General features: G+C 67.7%; 17 protein-coding genes. 4 read left to right on the top strand and 13 right to left on the bottom strand.

Annotated elements, in window-relative coordinates; all coding sequences use genetic code 11:
- Positions 1–30: 30 nt before the first annotated feature.
- Positions 31–1,185 carry a PQQ-dependent sugar dehydrogenase gene (locus tag E6O51_RS04875; RefSeq protein WP_136383848.1) on the bottom strand — a complete coding sequence of 385 codons (1,155 nt, stop codon included), beginning with the start codon at positions 1,183–1,185 and terminating at the stop codon, positions 31–33.
- A gap of 100 nt (positions 1,186–1,285) precedes the next feature.
- Positions 1,286–3,868, bottom strand: coding sequence for an ATP-dependent chaperone ClpB (gene clpB, locus E6O51_RS04870; RefSeq protein WP_136383847.1), 2,583 nt, complete (start codon positions 3,866–3,868; stop codon positions 1,286–1,288).
- A gap of 142 nt (positions 3,869–4,010) precedes the next feature.
- On the opposite strand from clpB, the gene E6O51_RS04865 reads away from it, so the two are divergent.
- From E6O51_RS04865 to E6O51_RS04850, 4 genes are all read left to right on the top strand, one after another.
- On the top strand, positions 4,011–4,250 hold the full coding sequence (locus E6O51_RS04865) for an AbrB/MazE/SpoVT family DNA-binding domain-containing protein (RefSeq protein ID WP_136383846.1): 240 nt from the start codon (positions 4,011–4,013) through the stop codon (positions 4,248–4,250).
- Complete coding sequence (locus E6O51_RS04860) at positions 4,247–4,681, top strand: putative toxin-antitoxin system toxin component, PIN family (protein ID WP_136383845.1); 435 nt, start codon at positions 4,247–4,249, stop codon at positions 4,679–4,681. Before E6O51_RS04865 ends, E6O51_RS04860 begins: the two co-directional genes overlap by 4 nt.
- Positions 4,682–4,688: 7 nt before the next feature.
- Positions 4,689–5,039 carry an arsenate reductase (glutaredoxin) gene (gene arsC, locus E6O51_RS04855; RefSeq protein ID WP_136383844.1) on the top strand — a complete coding sequence of 117 codons (351 nt, stop codon included), beginning with the start codon at positions 4,689–4,691 and terminating at the stop codon, positions 5,037–5,039.
- A 195-nt stretch (positions 5,040–5,234) separates the two neighbouring features.
- Complete coding sequence (locus E6O51_RS04850; RefSeq protein WP_136383843.1) at positions 5,235–5,747, top strand: phasin family protein; 513 nt, start codon at positions 5,235–5,237, stop codon at positions 5,745–5,747.
- Positions 5,748–5,897: 150 nt separating this feature from the next.
- On the opposite strand, the gene moaE is transcribed toward E6O51_RS04850, so the two are convergent.
- From moaE to E6O51_RS04795, 11 genes are all read right to left on the bottom strand, one after another.
- Entirely contained in the window at positions 5,898–6,377 is a 480-nt protein-coding gene (gene moaE, locus E6O51_RS04845; protein ID WP_136383842.1) for a molybdopterin synthase catalytic subunit MoaE, read from the bottom strand.
- A 3-nt stretch (positions 6,378–6,380) separates the two neighbouring features.
- Complete coding sequence (gene moaD / locus E6O51_RS04840) at positions 6,381–6,638, bottom strand: molybdopterin converting factor subunit 1 (RefSeq protein ID WP_136383841.1); 258 nt, start codon at positions 6,636–6,638, stop codon at positions 6,381–6,383.
- 42 nt (positions 6,639–6,680) lie between these two features.
- Entirely contained in the window at positions 6,681–7,886 is a 1,206-nt protein-coding gene (locus tag E6O51_RS04835; protein ID WP_136383840.1) for a molybdopterin molybdotransferase MoeA, read from the bottom strand.
- Positions 7,883–8,380, bottom strand: coding sequence for a molybdopterin-guanine dinucleotide biosynthesis protein B (gene mobB / locus E6O51_RS04830; protein WP_230976701.1), 498 nt, complete (start codon positions 8,378–8,380; stop codon positions 7,883–7,885). Before mobB ends, E6O51_RS04835 begins: the two co-directional genes overlap by 4 nt.
- 251 nt (positions 8,381–8,631) lie before the next feature.
- Positions 8,632–8,940, bottom strand: a complete 309-nt coding sequence (locus E6O51_RS04825) for a hypothetical protein (protein ID WP_136383838.1) — start codon at positions 8,938–8,940, stop codon at positions 8,632–8,634.
- Between the two features lies 1 nt (position 8,941).
- A complete protein-coding gene (locus tag E6O51_RS04820) occupies positions 8,942–10,666 on the bottom strand; it encodes a PepSY-associated TM helix domain-containing protein (protein WP_136383837.1) in 1,725 nt (574 codons plus the stop codon).
- Between the two features lie 94 nt (positions 10,667–10,760).
- On the bottom strand, positions 10,761–13,235 hold the full coding sequence (locus E6O51_RS04815; protein ID WP_136383836.1) for a TonB-dependent siderophore receptor: 2,475 nt from the start codon (positions 13,233–13,235) through the stop codon (positions 10,761–10,763).
- A 102-nt stretch (positions 13,236–13,337) separates the two neighbouring features.
- Complete coding sequence (locus E6O51_RS04810) at positions 13,338–14,339, bottom strand: FecR domain-containing protein (protein ID WP_230976700.1); 1,002 nt, start codon at positions 14,337–14,339, stop codon at positions 13,338–13,340.
- Positions 14,302–14,811 (bottom strand): sigma-70 family RNA polymerase sigma factor, encoded by a 510-nt coding sequence (locus E6O51_RS04805; RefSeq protein ID WP_330997908.1) that lies wholly within the window; start codon positions 14,809–14,811, stop codon positions 14,302–14,304. The genes E6O51_RS04810 and E6O51_RS04805 overlap by 38 nt, the downstream gene beginning before the upstream one ends.
- A gap of 128 nt (positions 14,812–14,939) precedes the next feature.
- Positions 14,940–16,355: an ABC transporter permease gene (locus E6O51_RS04800; protein WP_136383835.1), complete on the bottom strand. Its 1,416-nt coding sequence runs from the start codon at positions 16,353–16,355 to the stop codon at positions 14,940–14,942.
- Between the two features lie 3 nt (positions 16,356–16,358).
- A complete protein-coding gene (locus E6O51_RS04795; RefSeq protein ID WP_136383834.1) occupies positions 16,359–17,336 on the bottom strand; it encodes an ABC transporter permease in 978 nt (325 codons plus the stop codon).
- Positions 17,337–17,376 lie beyond the last annotated feature (40 nt).

Here is a 17,376-nt window from a genome sequence, read left to right as displayed (position 1 = left end):
TCGGTCAACTGCCGCAGGGCGGATGGAAGCCTACGGGCGTGCCGGCTGCAGGCGCAGGATGCGCCCGTCCGTTTCGTCCAGCAGGTAGAGCAGCCCGTCCGGCCCCTGGCGCACGTCGCGGATGCGGTGGCCCAGCTCGCCCAGCAGGCGCTCCTCGCCGACCACACGCTCGCCGTCCAGCGCGAGGCGTACCAGCATGCTGCCGCGCAGGGCGCCGACGAACAGGCTGCCGCGCCACCGGGGAAAGGCGTCGCCGGTGTAGAAGGCCATGCCCGAGGGCGCGATGGACGGCGTCCATTGGGTGAGCGGCGCTTCCACGTCGGCACGCGCCGTGCCCTCGCCGATGCGAAAGCCGGTGACGTACTCGCGCCCGTAGGTGACGACCGGCCAGCCGTAGTTGCGCCCGCGGCGCACGATGTTGACCTCGTCGCCGCCCTGGGGGCCGTGCTCATGGGCCCACAGGGCGCCGGTCTGCGGATGCAGGGCCGCGCCCTGCACGTTGCGGTGGCCGTAGGACCAGGTCTCGGGCAGCGCGCCCGGCCGGCCGACGAAGGGATTGTCCGGCGGCACGCTGCCGTCGGGCGCGATGCGCACCACCTTGCCCAGGTGGCTGTCCAGGTCCTGTGCCCGGTCGCGGTGGTTGAAGCGGTCGCCCAGGGTCACGTAGAGCAGGCCGTCGCGCCCGAACACCAGGCGGGAACCCCAGTGGTTGCCGCCGGACGGGTCATCGTTCTGGGCGAAGATGCGCTCGACATTGGTCAGGCGCAGCCCGTCCAGGTCGAGCACGGCGCGCGCCACGGCCGTGCGCGCACCGCGGGCGGTGGGCTCGGCGTAGGAAAACCAGATGCGCCGGTCCGTGGCGAAGTCCGGCCCCAGCACCACGTCCAGCAGTCCGCCCTGCCCCCGCCCATACACCGCGGGCACGCCGGCGAGCGGCGCCGACAGGCTGCCGTCCCGCGCGACGATGCGCAGCCGCCCGGGGCGTTCGGTGACCAGCATGCGCCCGTCGGGCAGGAAAGCGAGGGACCAGGGCGTGTCCAGCCCATCCGCGATCTGCACCACCTCCACCGGGCCGGCGGCACTGCGCACGATGGCCACTGTTGCTTGAGCCCAGGCGCTGCCGGCGAGAAGAGCGATGCAGAATGGAAAGCCGATGCGGCGGGCGAAACTGCGGAAGGGATGCATGGCGCATTCTCCGGCGACGAAGCTTGTCGTGGAGACCCGCGCGAAGCCGGTCTGGTTCAACCGGCCCGCGCGGTTCATGCACCGTGGGCGCGCCCCGCCCTCACTCGACGCGGGCGAAGCTCAGCTTGCTGCCGGCCGCATCGACCCGGATGCGGTCCTTGGCGGCGAACTGCCCTTCCAGGATGGCCTTGGCCAGCGGATTCTCGATGCGCTCCTGGATCGCCCGCTTCAGCGGCCGCGCGCCGAACACCGGGTCGAAGCCGGCCGAGGCGATTTCCGCCAAGGCCGCATCGGAGACTTCCATGCTCATCTCCAGCCGCGCCAGCCGCTTTTCCAGGTACTTGAGCTGGATGCGGGCGATGCCGGCGATGTTCTTCTCGTCGAGCGCATGGAACACCACCACCTCGTCGATGCGGTTGATGAACTCCGGCCGGAAGAAGGTCTTCACCTCGGCCATCACCGCCAGCTTGATGACCTGGTAGTCGTCGCCCGACATCTGCTGGATCATCTGGCTGCCGAGATTGGAGGTCATCACGATCACGGTGTTCTTGAAGTCCACCGTGCGGCCCTGGCCGTCGGTCATGCGGCCGTCGTCGAGCACCTGCAGCAGCACGTTGAACACGTCCGGGTGCGCTTTCTCGACCTCGTCGAACAGGATCACGCTGTAGGGCTTGCGCCGCACCTGCTCGGTCAGGTAGCCGCCTTCCTCGTAGCCGACGTAGCCCGGCGGCGCGCCGATCAGCCGCGCGACCGAATGCTTCTCCATGAACTCGCTCATGTCGATGCGGATCAGGTGCTCTTCCGAATCGAACAGGAACTCGGCCAGCGTCTTGCACAGTTCGGTCTTGCCCACGCCGGTGGGGCCGAGGAAGAGGAAGGAGCCGTAGGGCCGGTTCTCGTCGGCGAGGCCGGCGCGCGAGCGCCGGATCGCGTCCGACACCAGCCGCACGGCCTCGTCCTGGCCGACCACGCGGGCATGCAGGCGTTCTTCCATGTGCAGCAGCTTGTCGCGCTCGCCCTGCATCATCTTGCTCACCGGGATGCCGGTCGCGCGCGACACCACCTCCGCGATTTCCTCGGCGCCGACCTGGGTGCGCAGCAGCTTGAACTGGCGCTCGCCGCTGCCCGCGGTTTCCGCCGCCTTCAACTGCGCTTCGAGCTGCGGCAGCTTGCCGTACTGCAGCTCGGCGAGCTTGTCGAACTGGCCCTTGCGCTGCATCTCGGCCATCTGCGCGCGCAGCTTCTCGATCTCTTCCTTGATGTGCTGGCTGCCCTGAACGCTCGCCTTCTCGGCGCGCCAGATCTCGTCGAGGTTGGCGTACTCGCGTTCGAGCTTGCCGATCTCGTCGCGGATCAGCAGCAGGCGCTTCTGCGATGCCTCGTCGGTCTCCTTCTTCACCGCCTCCTGCTCGATCTTCAACTGGATCAGGCGGCGTTCGAGCTTGTCCATGGACTCCGGCTTGGAATCGATCTCCATCTTGATGCGCGCGGCAGCCTCGTCGATCAGGTCGATCGCCTTGTCGGGCAGGAAGCGGTCGGTGATGTAGCGGTGCGAGAGTTCGGCCGCGGCGACGATGGCCGGGTCGGTGATGTCCACGCCGTGGTGCACCTCGTACTTCTCCTGCAGGCCGCGCAGGATGGCGATGGTGGACTCCACCGACGGCTCGTCCACCAGCACCTTCTGGAAGCGGCGCTCCAGCGCGGCATCCTTCTCGATGTACTTGCGGTACTCGTCCAGCGTGGTCGCGCCAATGCAGTGCAGTTCGCCGCGCGCCAGCGCGGGCTTCAGCATGTTGCCGGCGTCGATCGCGCCCTCGGCCTTGCCGGCGCCGACCATGGTGTGGATCTCGTCGATGAAGACGATGATGCGCCCTTCTTCCTGGGCGATGTCCTTCAGCACCGCCTTCAGCCGTTCCTCGAATTCGCCGCGGTACTTGGCGCCGGCCAGCAGCGCCGCCATGTCGAGCGACAGCACGCGCTTGCCCTTCAGGGTTTCCGGCACCTCGTCATTGACGATGCGCTGCGCCAGCCCCTCGACGATGGCGGTCTTGCCCACGCCCGGCTCGCCGATCAGCACCGGATTGTTCTTGGTGCGGCGCTGCAGGATCTGGATGGCGCGGCGGATCTCGTCGTCGCGGCCGATCACCGGGTCGAGCTTGCCCTGGCGGGCGCGCTCGGTCAGGTCGAGACAGTACTTGGAGAGCGCCTCGCGCTGGCCCTCGGCATCCTGGCTGCCCACGTTCTGGCCGCCGCGTACCGCGTCCACCGCGGCCTCCAGCGCCTTGCGGGCGAGGCCGTGCTCCTTCAGCAAGCGGCCGGCCTCGCCTTTGTCGTCGGCGAGCGCGAGCAGGAACATCTCACTGGCGATGAACTGGTCGCCACGTTTCTGCGCTTCGCGGTCGGTGAGATTGAGCAGGTTGTTGAGGTCGCGGCCGATCTGCACCTCGCCGCCGTGGCCTTCCACCCTGGGCAGGCGATCGAGCGCCTTGTGTAGCGTGTTCTTCAGCGGCGGCACGTTGACGCCTGCGCGCTGCAGCAGCGACACCGTACCGCCGTCTTCCTGGTCGAGCATGGCCGCCAGCAGGTGCTGCGGCTCGATGAACTGCTGGTCATTGCCCACCGCGATGCTCTGGGCATCGGCGAGGGCCTGCTGGAACTTGGTGGTGAGTTTGTCGAAGCGCATGGCGGCATTCCCCGTGGATTCTGGCTGCCTTCTATGTGGGGCGGGATCGGCGGCCTTCAAGGGGGCGCTGCAAGCAGCGTTCTTGCCGTGCATCGGACGGCGATCTATAGTAAGGAATCCTTACTTTTGCAGAGACATTGCCATGCTTGCCAAGATGACCGCCAAGAACCAGCTCACTCTGCCAAAGAGCATCACCAACGCGATCGGCCAAGTCGAATACTTCGACATCGAAGCGCGCGACGGACAGATCATTCTCACGCCGGTCCGCATCCAGCGTGCCGATGCGGTGCGCTCCAAGCTGGCCGAACTCGGCCTGGACGAGCAGGACATCGAAGACGCAGTGAACTGGGCACGTGCGGAAAACGGGCGCACCGGCCAATGACGCCGCCGCGGGTGGTGCTGGACACCAATCTGGCGCTGTCCGCACTGGTGTTCGCCAATGGCCGGCTGTCAGCTCTGCGCCGGGCATGGCAGAACGGGCGCTTCCTGCCACTGGTATCACGGGCGACCACGGCGGAACTGATGCGCGTGCTCGCCTACCCCAAGTTCCGCCTCACAGCCGACGAGCAGCGGGACTTGCTGGCCGACTACCTGCCCTGGTGCGAAACGCTGCGGATTCCCGAACCGCCGCCCCCGGTGCCGCCCTGCCGCGACCCGTTCGACGAACCCTTTCTGCTGCTCGCGCTGGCAGGCTGGGCGGATTTCCTGGTGACCGGGGACCGCGATCTGCTCGCCCTCGACGGCACGCTGCCCTGCCCGATCCACAATGCCGATACCTTCCTGGCCACGCTCGCCGCCAACCAACAGGAGTGAACCACCCATGACCGCGACCGTCCGCATCTACCACAACCCGCGCTGCGGCAAGAGCCGTTCGGCCTGCGCCATCCTGGCCGAGAAAGGCATCCAGCCCGAGGTGGTGGAATACCTCAAGACACCGCCCGACCGCGCCACGCTGAAGGGTCTGCTGAAGAAGCTCGGCCTGAGCGCCGAGGAACTGGTGCGCAAGGGCGAGGCCATCTACAAGAGCGAATACAAGGGCCGGACCCTGAGCGAAGAGGAATGGATCGACGCCCTGCTCGCCCACCCTATCCTGATCGAACGCCCCATCGTCGTGGCGGGTGAACGGGCGGTGGTGGCGCGTCCGCCGGAGCGCGTGCAGGAACTGATCTGACCCTTGCCGCTGCGCAGCATTGCACGCTCCTGCCGAGAAAGCCGGACGGGGCTGCAACAGCGGCACATTCGGGTGTGCTATGGTTCAAGGCGAGGCCGAGGGAGCGACATTGCAGTACTGATCGGCGTCATCGCTGTCCGAAATCGGCGCAATAGCGCCTTCATCGACATCAACGCGCGCGTGGGAGAAAACGATATGGCAACGAAGCAAGATCAGATCAACGAACTGCAGAAAAAGAACCTCGAAGCGGCGACGCGCCTGGCGCAGTTGTCCATCGAAAACTCCCAGCGCATCCTGGAACTGCAGGTTGCGACCGCCAAGATCCTGTTCGAGGACGGCGTGAAGAACGCCAAGGCGCTCAGCGCGGCCAAGGATCCCAAGGAAGTGATCGAACTGCGCACCCAGTACGCCCAGGCCACCACCGAGAAGCTCCTCTCCTCCGCCCGCGAGATCGCCGAGATCGCCGCGCGCACGCAGAACGAGGTCGGCAAACTGGTGGGGGAACAGCTCAGCACCGGCAGCAGCGACGTGTTCGAAGCCTTCCAGAAACTGTTCAAGGGCCTGCCCATCAGCGACCAGAACACCCTGGGCGCCATCCAGACCGCGATCGACACCTCGCGCACCGCCTTCGAGCAGATCACCCGCGCCTCGACCGAGGCCTTCCAGGCCTTCACCAACGCATCCCAGCCGCCCAAGGGCCGCAAGTAAGCCGCTGTCCGCTTCCATGAACGAGGGCGCCCGCGGGCGCCCTCGTTCATTTCGTCACCGTCCCGTGGGAACGGCCTTGGCCGCGATAGGGCGGTCGTGGGTATGGATCATCGCAGCATCGCGGGCAAGCCCGCTCCCACCCAACCGGATTCAGCGCCGCGGGTCGACGGCCTCCCAGGATTCGTCCCAGCGCGCCGCCGCCTCGTCGTCGGCCTCGCGCGCATCCACCCAGTGGGCGCCGTCCGGCGTTTCCTCGCGCTTCCAGAACGGCGCACGGGTCTTCAGGTAATCCATGATGAATTCGCAGGCAGCGAAGGCGTCACCCCGGTGCGCGCTCGCCACGCCGACGAAGACGATGCGGTCGCACGGCAGCAGACGCCCGTAGCGGTGGATGACCCGCACCCCATGCAGCCGCCAGCGCCGTTCGGCCTCGGCGACGATGCCGGCGAGGGACTGTTCGGTCATGCCCGGGTAATGCTCCAGGGTCATCGCGGTCACCTGTGCGCCGTGGCCCACGTCGCGCACCAGGCCGACGAAGCTCGCCACCGCGCCCACCTCCGGCCGGCCGGCGGACAGCGCTGCGATTTCCGCACCCGCATCGAAATCCGCTTCCTGCACGCTCACCGCCATGGTTCAGCCTCCGGTCACCGGCGGGAAGAAGGCGACCTCGTCACCCTCCGCCAGCGGCGCGTCGAAACCCGCCATGCGCTGGTTCACCGCGGCACGCACGTTGCGCCCCGCGCCCAGCGCGCTCCAACCCTCGCCGCGGGCGGCGAGGTGTTCGCGCAGCGCGCCCAGCGTGGTCACGCCTTCGGGCAGCGGCAGGCGCTCGCCGGGGCGGCCGACCGCTTCGCGCAGGCTGGCGAAGTAAAGGATGTTCAGTTCTTTCATGAGTCCGGGGTCACGGTCATCGAATGGTGTCGCGTTTCCTTGTCAGGATAGCAAGTCGCCGAACGGCAGGAAACGCACCGCGTCGCCGTGCGCTACCACCTGGCCGGCGGGGATGTCCACCAGGCCGTTGGCCCAGGCGGTCGATTGCAGCGCCGCCGCGCCCTGGTTGGCGAACAGTTCCACGCCGCCGGATTCGGTCATGCGTGCGCGCAGGAACTCGCGGCGGCGGTCTGCGCGCGGCCAGTCGAAATCCGCGCGCAGACGCACGCTCTGGGGCGCCACGTCGGCCACGCCCTGGGAAGCCAGGATGAAGGGCCGCACCAGCAGCAGGAAACAGACGAAGCTCGACACCGGATTGCCTGGCAGGCCGATGAAGGCCGCGCCATGCACGCGGCCGCAGGCAAGCGGCTTGCCCGGCTTCATGGCGACTTTCCACAGGGACAGGCTGCCTTCGGCCTCCACCGCGGGCTTCACGTGGTCTTCCTCCCCCACCGACACGCCGCCGCTGGTCAGGATCAGGTCGTGGCCTTCGGATGCCTCCCGCAGCGCCTGGCGGGTGGCGTCCAGATTGTCCGGCACGATGCCCAGGTCGGTGAATTCGCAGCCCAGCCCGGACAGCAGCGCCCGCAGCAGGAAGCGGTTGGAATTGTAGATGCCGCCCGGCGGCAGCGCCTCGCCCGGCATCGCCAGTTCGCTGCCGGTGGAGAACACCGCCACGCGCAGGCGGCGGTACACCGGCAGTTGCGCCAGCCCCACCGAGGCGGCCAGGGCCAGTTCCTGCGGGCGCAGGCGGATGCCGGCGGGCAGCACCTGGCGGCCGCGGGCGATGTCCTCGCCGGCCCTGCGCACGTTCTCGCCGGGACGCGGCTGATGGTTGATGACGACCTCGTCGCCCACGTGCTCGCACAGCTCCTGCATCACCACCGCGTCCGCCCCCGGCGGCAGCGGCGCGCCGGTGAAGATGCGCGCCGCGGTACCCGGCTGCAGTTCGCGCCCCACGCTGCCGGCGGGAATGCGCTGGGATACGGGCAGCCGCACGCCGGGCGCCGGCACGTCGGCCGCGCGCAGGGCGTAGCCGTCCATGGCGGAGTTGTCCATGGGCGGCAGGTCCATCGTCGAATGCTGGGCGCTGGCAAGCACACGGCCGGCGGCGACCAGGGTGTCCACCTGGTCCACCTCGCGCACCGGGCGCGCCTCCGCCAGCAGTTGCGCCAACGCCTCGTCGAAGGAAAGCAGCTTGTCGCTCATGGATGCTCCGGATGATTCAGGATGAAGTCGGCCACCGCCACCGCATCGTTGAGCGGCAGCAGCGGCAGCGGGCAGGCGGCGAGTTCGGCGTCGCTCGCCACCGCCACCACGTGTTCGTTCTCCGGCCACAGGGGCGGCTTGCCGTGGGCCGGGCGGTGAATCTCGATCTTGGGTACCGACGCGGCCTTGTAGCCTTCGATCAGCACCAGATCGGTGGGTTCGAGCACGCGCAACTGCTCTTCCAGCGTGGGCTCGGGGCTGCCGCGCAGTTCGTGCATCAGCACCCAGCGTTCGTTGGACAGCATCAGCACCTGGGTGGCGCCCGCCTCCCGGTGGCGCCAGGAGTCCTTGCCGGGCTTGTCCAGGTCGAAACCGTGGTGCGCGTGTTTGATCACCGACACGGTGAGCCCGCGGCGGGTGAACTCGGGGATCAGCTTTTCCACCAGCGTGGTCTTGCCGGAGCCGGACCAGCCGGCGATGCCGAACACTTTCATCGGGTCTGTCGGTCCTGAGGAGGGAATCGAGGGCCGGAGGATACTATAGTGCGCCGGGCGCCGGACTTGACTGCGGTCAGGTGGGGCATCTGTCGGGATTCCCGGACGCCACATCGCGGGCTGGCCCCCATGCGGACGCATGGCTGAGTACCGCCGTGCCCCAGTTGCAGAGCCCATCCGCCGTCAACGGGAGATGAAATGAGGGACGAAACGGGCCGAACGCTACACCGCGAAGCAAGGCTCCTCTTTCCTCACTTCACCTCTTCGCCGTCGATCTCCACGACATGTCCCGGCCCAGCGTCGATAAGCACGTAAAAAGGCACGGCCGGTCTTTCGAAGGTGAAGGATGCCTGCGCATCCAGTCGTCCGCCGATCAATATGTTGTCGTCCCCGTCCAGCACGTCGATGCGCAGGCCGGGGATGGGTTTCTCGTCGAAGCCGCCGCTGCAGCGGACGGTTTCCGGGTTCAGGTGGGCGCATTCGCCGAAGGGGTGGTGGGCCAGCGCCGGCGCGGCAGCGAGCAGCAGGCCGGCGGCCAGCGCATAAGGGATGGCGTTCATGTCATTGGCTCCTTTCCTGTGCCCATTTCACGGTGGCGGGCGAGGCGTCGGCCAGCGGAATGGCCTGGCGATGCACGGTGCCGTCCCAGCCTTCCAGCGTCAGCCACAGTTCGACCTCCGGCTGGAGGTTTTCCGGCACGCGCAGATCCGCCGACATCCGGTAGGGGCTGCCGGAGAACAGCACGCCCGAGGTGCGGACGTCGCCGCGCGGCTTGCCGATGCGCAGATAGGCGGCCTTCACCTGAGCGATGCAGTCTTGGCACAAGGCCAGGGTGAAGGATTTCTCGTATTCGCCATCGTGCAGCTTGGGCGCTTCGGTACGCCATTCACCCAGCTTCACCGGCCAGGTGCCGACCATGAACTGCCCGACTTCCCGCTCTCCCAGCCCGAACAGCCGGGCCGGCTTGCGGTCTTCCAGGTACTGCGGCAGATAGACCAGCGGCAGCGCCAGCAGCACGGCGCTCAGGTGGAAGCGCCAGCGCTTCCATTGGCGGGCCAGGCCGGCCGCCGCGCCGCTCTCCGGCGGTGCGAGGGAGGCGGGCAGCGGCGCGTCGATGGCCTCGTCCTCCCCGCCCTTGGCGCCCTTCAGCACCGCCGCCGTTGCCTTCACGGTGCGCTTCGTCCAGATCAGCAGGCCGGAGGCGACCATCAGGGTGAGCAGCAGGCCGAAGACGAAATAGACCAGCTTCAGCCACAGTCCGGCGAAATCGCCGGTGTGCAGCGGCCGCATGGAGCCGGTGAACAATTCCAGCCCGGAACGGTCGGCGATGCGGCGGACGTGCTCCACCTTGGCCGTATACGGGTTGATCTGGGCGAATTCGCTCAGCAAGGGCCAGGCCGCGCCCTGCCCCCGGACGGTGATGGGGCTGAAGGCATGGCTGCCCAGGCTGAGCGAAGCCGGCTCGACGTCGGGGAAATGCGCCCGCATCAAGGCCGCGGCCTGGTTCAGGCCGATGCGCGGCGCCGGCTGGCCGGCCGCCACCACGGGAATGTCGTCGCGGGCCACCAGCACCGGCAGGTCGGGGGCGGTGGAAGGGAGTTCGGTATGGGTATCGGTGAGAATGGCCAGGATCAGGAACCACAGCCCGGTCACCGCCATGATCAGGATGAAGGGAATCGACCAGATGCCGGCCAGCCGGTGCAGGTCGCCCCAGAACACCCGGCTGCCGCGGTCGAAGCGCAGCCGGGGATGCAGGAAGCCGCGCCAGAAGCGCTTGTAGACCACCAGCCCGGTGATCAGCGAACCGAGCAGCGGCAGGGCCAGCACGGAAACGGCATACCAGGCCAGGTTGAAGCCCTCGTCGAACGGCATCAGCAGCCAGCCGTGCAGGCCCCGGATGAACTGGCGGAAGGAAAAGCCGTCCGGCTCGCTGCCCTGGATGCGGCCGGTGTAGGGATTGACGTAATGGTTGACCGTGCGGGTATCCGGGTAGCTGGCGCGCACGGTCCAGGCGAACATGGATTTCACCGGGCGGGAGATGCTCTGTATGGCCGCGTCCGGATGCTCGCGGGCGATGACGGCGACGATCTCGTCGTAGCCCAGCATCTGCGCATCGCCGGAAGGCGGATTGGCGCGCACCTTGGGATCGGCCAGCCAGACGATCTCCTGGCTGACCGTGGCGATGCTGCCGGTGAGACAGACGAAGAACAGGAACACCCAGATGGGCAGCGCCAGCCAGCTATGGGCGAGGAACCACCAGCGGGCAGAGGATTTGGGTTGGGCCATGAAAGGAAGATGCAGTGTGTTGTTGGTGGGGAAAGAGAATTGGCGCTGTTCGCCATGACAGCGCCAATTACCGACAAAGCAGGGAGCCGTGCGTTCAGAAACTGCCGCGCACGGTCAGCGTGAAATTGCGCGGGGCGCCAAAGTAGTTGTACCAGTGCCAATAGTCTTCGACGTAAGAGAAGTAGCGCTTGTCGAACACGTTGTCGATGTTCAGCGCGGCTTGCCAGGTCTTGTCGATCTGGTAGGCCACTCTGGCATTCCACACGGCATAGGCACCCTGGATGGGGTTCTTCTGCATGGCGGGGTTGTTGGACTTCTGCTCGCTGCGGTAGTTGACCCCGACCCCCACCCGCCACTGGTTCAGTTCGCCGGGCAACCGATAGTCCGACCATAGCCGCAGCATATGCTTGGGTGTCACGTATTCGAACGGTTTGCCGACGTTGGTTGCGACATTGTCGTTCAGGTATTCGTTTCGGTTGTAGGTATAGCCCCCAGTGACCTGCCAGCCAGCGGCCAGTTTGCCGTGGGCCTCCAGTTCGACGCCTTCGCTGCGCACCTTGCCGGCGGCTCGCGAGCAGCGGTTCGTACCCGAATCGCCGCAAACCGGCGGCGAAACGAGATCGGTGACCGCCCGGTTTTCCTGATCGATCCGGAAAATCGCCAGCGAGGCGTTCAGGGCGCCGTCGAAGAGTTCCCCCTTGACGCCGACTTCGTAATTGGCGCCGACGATGGGTTCCAGCACCCGGCGGTTGGCATCGGTAGCGGTTTGCGGCTGGAAAATGTCGGCATAGCTGGCATAGGCCGACCACTGGGGCGTCAGTGCATAGACCAAGCCGGCATAGGGCGTCGTTTCGCCGGTTTCCTTCATGGTCGTCTTGCCGTTGCTCTCATACTCATACCAACTGGCGCGCGCGCCCAATACCAGGGTCAGTGCATCGGTCAGGTGGCTGCGCAACATGCCATACAGCCCTTTCTGGCGAGTATCGCTGGTTCCATTCCAGATGCCTGTCGGCGCGGTCGTCCCCAGCCGTGGCACGTCGTGGTCGACGTTGAATACGTCGCCATAGGCCGCGTGGTTCCAGTATTGCAGGTAGCCGTCGTCACGTTCTTGCCTGGCATAGCTGCCGCCCAGCAGCGTTTCATGCTGCACGCCCAGGAAGGAGAATTTTCCGCTCAGGCTGGCATCCAGTCCGGCGCTCTTGGCGCCGTAGCCATAGTCATAGCCCACGCCATAGGGCATGCTGCTGCCACCCACGGGAACCAGTCCCATGCCTGCGGAAGTCGCGGAGTCCCAATCCTCCTCGATATGCGCGCCGGTGATCTTCAGTTTCCAGTCCGGGCTGAAACGGTGCTCCAGATCGACGAAGACCTGGGTTTCGCGCCGCTCTGCGTCGTTCCATTTGGCCCCCACGTAGGTCGAGCGCGAGATGTCCAGTTCCCGGCCGTCCGCGTAGCGCGGCACGCCATAGTAGGAAGAAAGGCTGCCTTTCGAGTATGCGTGCGCGATGCCCAGGCCGAGGGTGGTGTCCGGCGTCAGATCGAAATCCAGCGCGCCATAGACATTGAGATTGCGCCCGGAAAGCGTATCGACGAAGGAATCCTTGTCCTCGTAATCCAGCACGGCCCGGGCGCGCAGGGTCTTGTCCGCATTCAGCGCGCCGCCCGCGTCAAGACGCACGCCATATTTGTCCCACGAGCCGATACGTCCTTCGACCTGGAAGGCGGTGTCGGCCAAGCCGCGTTTGCGCACCACGTTGATGGCGCCGCCAGGGTTCCCCGCGCCTTCCAGCAAACCTTGCGCACCGCGCAGCACCTCGACCCGGTCGAGGTAGGCGGCACTGATGCTGGAAGCGTTGCCGGAAGCGGAGCCCCGCACCAATGGAATGCCGTCGTATTGAATGTTGGTCGTCACGAAGCCGCGGGAATAGATCTCGGTCCAGTTGTCCGGGCGTGTGCGCAGGGTGATGCCGGTGGTGTTGCTGAGCACTTCTTCCAGCGTATCCAGTCCCTGATCGTCCATCTGCTGGCGGGTAACGATGGTGACGGATTGGGGAATCTCTTTCAGGGATTGCGCGCCCTTGAACAGCGTGGAACCGCTGGCGGCGTAGGAGCCGGTGCCCTCGGTCGTCGCGCTGCGTTCGCTTTCGGCCGTCACGTTCACCGCCGGCAGGACGGCCTCGGCCCCGCTCTTCACCACCGGCGGCGTCTTCTGCAGCACGTAATTCCCGCTGCCGCGATGCACTGCTTCCAGCCCGCTGCCTTCCAGCAGGCGGGCGAGGCCGTCCGCGACGCCGTACCGGCCGTTCAGCCCTGGCGACTGCAGGCCGCGGGTCTGGTCGGCTTCGAAGGAAAGGGTGATGTCGGCGGCGGCGGCGAAGGTGCTGAGCACGGTCCCCAGCGGGCCGGCGGGGATGCTGTAGTTGCGGCTGGCATCCTGCGCGTGGGCGGCCGGCGCGACGGTCAGGCCGGCGACAAGGCCGGTGGCGGGGCCGGCGAGGGTGATGCCCAGCAGGGCAGCGCGCAGCGCTCGGGGGAGCGGGCGGAGGCGGGTGAGGCGGCGGTGCGGCATGAAGAGGGTTCCTTTCCTGACGGGTTACCGGATGTGCAGTTTTTCTGCGCCTATCTGGTTGGCCGTTCAGGCCGGGAAAAGAGCAACCCCCTGATGAAAAAATTACCGCGCCTCGATCCGCACCCAATAGCGCGTCCGGTAGCGCACCCTGACCGGCAGCGAGGCGGCCAGATTGTCCAGCACGGCGTCGGTGTCGGCGAGGCGGAAGGCGCCGGACAGGCGCAGGTCGGCAATGGCCGGGTCGCAGCCGAGGATGCCCGGCCGGTAGCGGGCGAGTTCGGCGAGGAAGTCCTCCAGGCGCTGGTCGATGGCGACCAGCTTGCCCTCCGCCCAGGCGGCCTGGCCGGCATCGACGGGACGCGGCGCGTCGGCCGCCTGCGCCGAGAAGTCCGCCCGCTGTCCGGCTTCGAGGCGCAGCGGCGGCCCGTCCGCATGGGCCGGCCGGATTTCGACGGCGTGCTCGAAGACCGCCACCCGCGTGCGCCCGTCGCCGTCGCTGCGCACGCTGAAGCGGGTGCCGAGGGCGCGGATGCGGCCTTGCCCGGTGCGTACCTCGAAGGGGCGCGGGTCGCTGGCCGTCCGCACCAGGATTTCGCCGGCATGCAGGCGCAGCAGGCGCAGGCCGGGGCCGTAGTCGATGTCGACCGCGGAGGCGGTGCCGAGGTCGAGGGTGCCGCCGTCGGCAAGTTCGATCCGGCGATGCTCGCCGGTGCCGGTCCGGTGGTCGGCGGTGGCAAGCTGCCAGGGCGTGCTCTGCCGCGCGGCGAGGCCGGCGGCACCGCCGGCGAGCAGCAGGGCGAGCAGCTTGACGGTGCGGCGCCGGCCGGCCCGGGCGCCGTTCAGGGTGGGGACGACGATGTCCCGCGGCAGGCCGCCCAGGCGCCGCTCCAGCGCCTGCATGCGTTCCCAGGCGCGGCGGTGGCGGGCGTCGGCGGCCAGCCAGGCTTGCCAGGCCTGCCGGACGTCCGCGCCAGCGTCGCGGTCGTTGAGCTGGACGTACCAGTGGGCGGCGGCTTCGAGAACGTCGGCGGGCAGGTCGGTGCCCGCGGCCAGCGCGGCCATCGCGTCAGTCGGCCGCCAGCGCCAGGCATCTCGCCAGGGCACGCACGAGATGCTTCTTGACGGTGGTGACGGAGACCCCCAGGCGTTCGCCGATCTGCGCGTAACCCAGCCCCTCGAACTGGGCGAGCAGGAAGATCTCGCGGCTGCGCGGGCCGAGTTCGTCGAGCATGCGATCGATGGCGAACAGGGTTTCGAGGATCAGCGCGCGGGTTTCCGGCGAGACGGCCAGCGGCTCGGGGCGGGCGGCGAGCGTTTCGAGGTAGGCGCTTTCGATGGCCTGGCGGCGGAAGCGGTCGATGACCAGCCCGTTGGCGATGGTCACCAGGTACTTGCGCGGTTCGAGGATGTCGGCGGCATGGCGGCCGGCGAGGATGCGCAGGAAGGTGTCGTGGGCCAGGTCGGCGGCATCGCTGGCGTTGCCCAGCTTGCGCCGCAGCCAGCCTTGCAGCCAACCATGATGGTCACTATAGAGGGATTCGATTTCCTGCTGCATTGCGGATTCGGCGGCCGACACGGCGGGCTCCTGTCGTTGGGCGGTCGGACGCTGGCGCGGACCATGATGAGTTTGAGAATTATTCTCATCATAAGCCAGACGATCCCGCCCGGACAATCCGGTCCGGCCGGATGCCGCCGAAACAAGAGTTACCCGCGCCGGGGGTCGAAGGCGTCGCGCACGGCGTCGGCGAACAGGTTGGCGGCCAGCACCAGCACGAACATGAAGCAGAACGCTGCGGCCAGGGACCACCACACCATGGGCTCGCGGGCGAGTTCGGCGCGCGCCATGTTGATCATGGTGCCGAAGCTGGTCATGGTGGGGTCCACGCCGATGCCGATGTAGGACAGCACGGCTTCGGCGAGCACCAGGCCGGAGAAGTCCATCACCAGCGCGATCAGCACGATGTGCATGACGTTGGGCAGCACGTGGCGGCGCAGGATGGACGGGGTGCGCACGCCGAAGGCGCGGGCGGCCTGCACGTATTCCAGCTCGCGCAATTTGAGCGTCTCGCCCCGCAGCAGGCGGCACAGGCCGGTCCAGCTCGTGATGCCCAGGATCAGGCACAGGGCGAGCAGGCGCGCATCGGCCCGTTCCGCGGCGGTGGCGAACCACTGCGGGTGGGTGTCGATGACCACCTGCATCATCAGCACCGCGGCGGCGATCAGCAGCACGCCGGGGATGGCGCTGAGCACGGTGTAGAGGTACTGGATGACGTCGTCCACCCAGCCGCCCAGATAGCCCGCCAGCACGCCCAGCGCCACCGCGAAGGGCAGCATGACCAGCGTGGTCAGCGTGCCGATCACCAGCGCCGTGCGCACGCTCTTCAGGGCCTGGTAGAACACGTCCTGCCCCACCTTGTCGGTGCCGAAGACGTGATACCAGGGTGCGAGCACCGCAGCGATGCAGGCCAGCAGCAGGATCACCGCCAGCGCGGCGAGCACCGCGCGCCAGGCCAGTGCGGTGTCGCCTTGGGCGAGCCGCCGCAGGCCCGCGGTGAAGGGAATGCCGGCCTTGCGCGCCACGCCGGCCGCCGTGAGCAGGACGGGCAGCAGCCACAGCACGGCGGCGGCCAGCATCCCGCCCGCCAGGCGGCGGGCCACGTCCGCCGTCCGCTCGGCCTCCGGGTCGGCCAGATGGGCGGCGCCGTATTCCAGGCGCGGATGGATGCGCGCCTGCCCGCCCTCGGGCAGTTCCGCGGTTTCCCGCACGTAGAGGCGATCCGCGAACGGGGCCGAATAGGTCTTCTCGGTGCGCGTGCGCAGGGGTTCCAGCACCACGTCCAGCACGGACAGCACCTCGGACGAATACACGGCTGCGGCGTCGGCCGACGCGCCTTCCACCGGTGGCAACTGGGGGCGGAAGTGCAGGCTGTCGGCCACGCCGACGAGCAGGAAGACCGCCAGCACGGTGGCCGAAGCCATGCCCACCGGCCGCCGGCCGACCTTGCGCCAGGCTGCCCGCAAGGGCACGCTGCGGCGCACATGCAGCACGGTGGCCACGCCCGCAGCGAGCAGCAGGAAGAACAGCAGGTCGGTCCACAGCAGCACAGGCTGGAAGTCCATCATCTATTCCAGCCGCACCCTGGGATCCACCAGGGTGTAGGACAGGTCGGTGAGGATGAGCCCGACGATGTAGAGCACCGAGCCGATGAACACCATGGCCCGCACCACGGCGAAGTCCTGGGCGCTGATGGCGTCTATGGTGTAGCTGCCCAGCCCCGGCACGCCGAAGAAGGATTCCACCAGCAGGCTGCCCATGAAGAGCATCGGGATCACCACCACGACGCCGGTGAGGATGGGGATCATGGCGTTCTTGAGCACGTGGCGGAACAGCACCACCAGTTCCGACAGGCCCTTGGCGCGGGCCGTGCGCACGTAGTCGCGGGAGATTTCCTCCAGGAAGATGGTGCGGTACCAGCGCACGCTGGAGCCCACCCCGGCGATCACGCTGATCAGCACCGGCAGCACCAGGAAGCGCGCCGCGTCCAGCCCCGGCGCGTAGCCGGAGATGGGCACCAGCGCCCAGATCTTGGACACCAGCCACTGCCCGCCGATGATGTAGAACAGACTCGATATGGACATCATCGCCACGCAGGCCACCACGCCCCAGAAATCCAGGTAGGTGGCGCGGAAGAACACCAGCAGCAGGGCGAAGGAGACGGCGGCGAACAGGCCGAGAATGAAGGTGGGCACGGCGATGGCCAGCGACGGCCCCATGCGGTCGCGGATCTCGCGGCCGATGTCGCGCCCGTCGTCGGCGCTGCCGAAGTCGAAGGCGAACATGCGCAGGGACTTGTCGAAGAAGATGGTGTCCGTGAGCCGCCCCGCCCCGTCGGCCTCCGCGTTCCAGAAGGTGGGTTTGTCGTAGCCGCGCTCCACCTTCCAGCGCTCGATGCCCTCCGCGCTGGCGTGGCGCGCGCCCAGGTGCATGCGTGCCATGTCGTCGGGGGAATTGACCACGAAGAAGAGCAGGAAGGTGAGCAGGTTCACGCCGATCAGGATGGGCACGGCGTAGATCAGGCGGCGGACGACGTAGGCGAACATGTCAGTACCTGCCGGGCTGTCCAGGCCGCACCGGCGCTTC

The organism is Pseudothauera rhizosphaerae, assembly GCF_004801305.1.
Classification (GTDB): Bacteria; Pseudomonadota; Gammaproteobacteria; order Burkholderiales; family Rhodocyclaceae; genus Pseudothauera; species Pseudothauera rhizosphaerae.
The sequence above is the reverse complement of the archived record's forward strand: the minus strand, read 5'-3'. Positions and strand labels throughout refer to the sequence as shown.

Coding starts and splice junctions, on each gene's coding strand:
- E6O51_RS04875 (WP_136383848.1), bottom strand. CDS start 1,185: ATGCATCCCTTCCGCAGTTTCGCCCGCCGCATCGGCTTTCCATTCTGC.
- clpB (WP_136383847.1), bottom strand. CDS start 3,868: ATGCGCTTCGACAAACTCACCACCAAGTTCCAGCAGGCCCTCGCCGAT.
- E6O51_RS04865 (WP_136383846.1), top strand. CDS start 4,011: ATGCTTGCCAAGATGACCGCCAAGAACCAGCTCACTCTGCCAAAGAGC.
- E6O51_RS04860 (WP_136383845.1), top strand. CDS start 4,247: ATGACGCCGCCGCGGGTGGTGCTGGACACCAATCTGGCGCTGTCCGCA.
- arsC (WP_136383844.1), top strand. CDS start 4,689: ATGACCGCGACCGTCCGCATCTACCACAACCCGCGCTGCGGCAAGAGC.
- E6O51_RS04850 (WP_136383843.1), top strand. CDS start 5,235: ATGGCAACGAAGCAAGATCAGATCAACGAACTGCAGAAAAAGAACCTC.
- moaE (WP_136383842.1), bottom strand. CDS start 6,377: ATGGCGGTGAGCGTGCAGGAAGCGGATTTCGATGCGGGTGCGGAAATC.
- moaD (WP_136383841.1), bottom strand. CDS start 6,638: ATGAAAGAACTGAACATCCTTTACTTCGCCAGCCTGCGCGAAGCGGTC.
- E6O51_RS04835 (WP_136383840.1), bottom strand. CDS start 7,886: ATGAGCGACAAGCTGCTTTCCTTCGACGAGGCGTTGGCGCAACTGCTG.
- mobB (WP_230976701.1), bottom strand. CDS start 8,380: ATGAAAGTGTTCGGCATCGCCGGCTGGTCCGGCTCCGGCAAGACCACG.
- E6O51_RS04825 (WP_136383838.1), bottom strand. CDS start 8,940: ATGAACGCCATCCCTTATGCGCTGGCCGCCGGCCTGCTGCTCGCTGCC.
- E6O51_RS04820 (WP_136383837.1), bottom strand. CDS start 10,666: ATGGCCCAACCCAAATCCTCTGCCCGCTGGTGGTTCCTCGCCCATAGC.
- E6O51_RS04815 (WP_136383836.1), bottom strand. CDS start 13,235: ATGCCGCACCGCCGCCTCACCCGCCTCCGCCCGCTCCCCCGAGCGCTG.
- E6O51_RS04800 (WP_136383835.1), bottom strand. CDS start 16,355: ATGGACTTCCAGCCTGTGCTGCTGTGGACCGACCTGCTGTTCTTCCTG.
- E6O51_RS04795 (WP_136383834.1), bottom strand. CDS start 17,336: ATGTTCGCCTACGTCGTCCGCCGCCTGATCTACGCCGTGCCCATCCTG.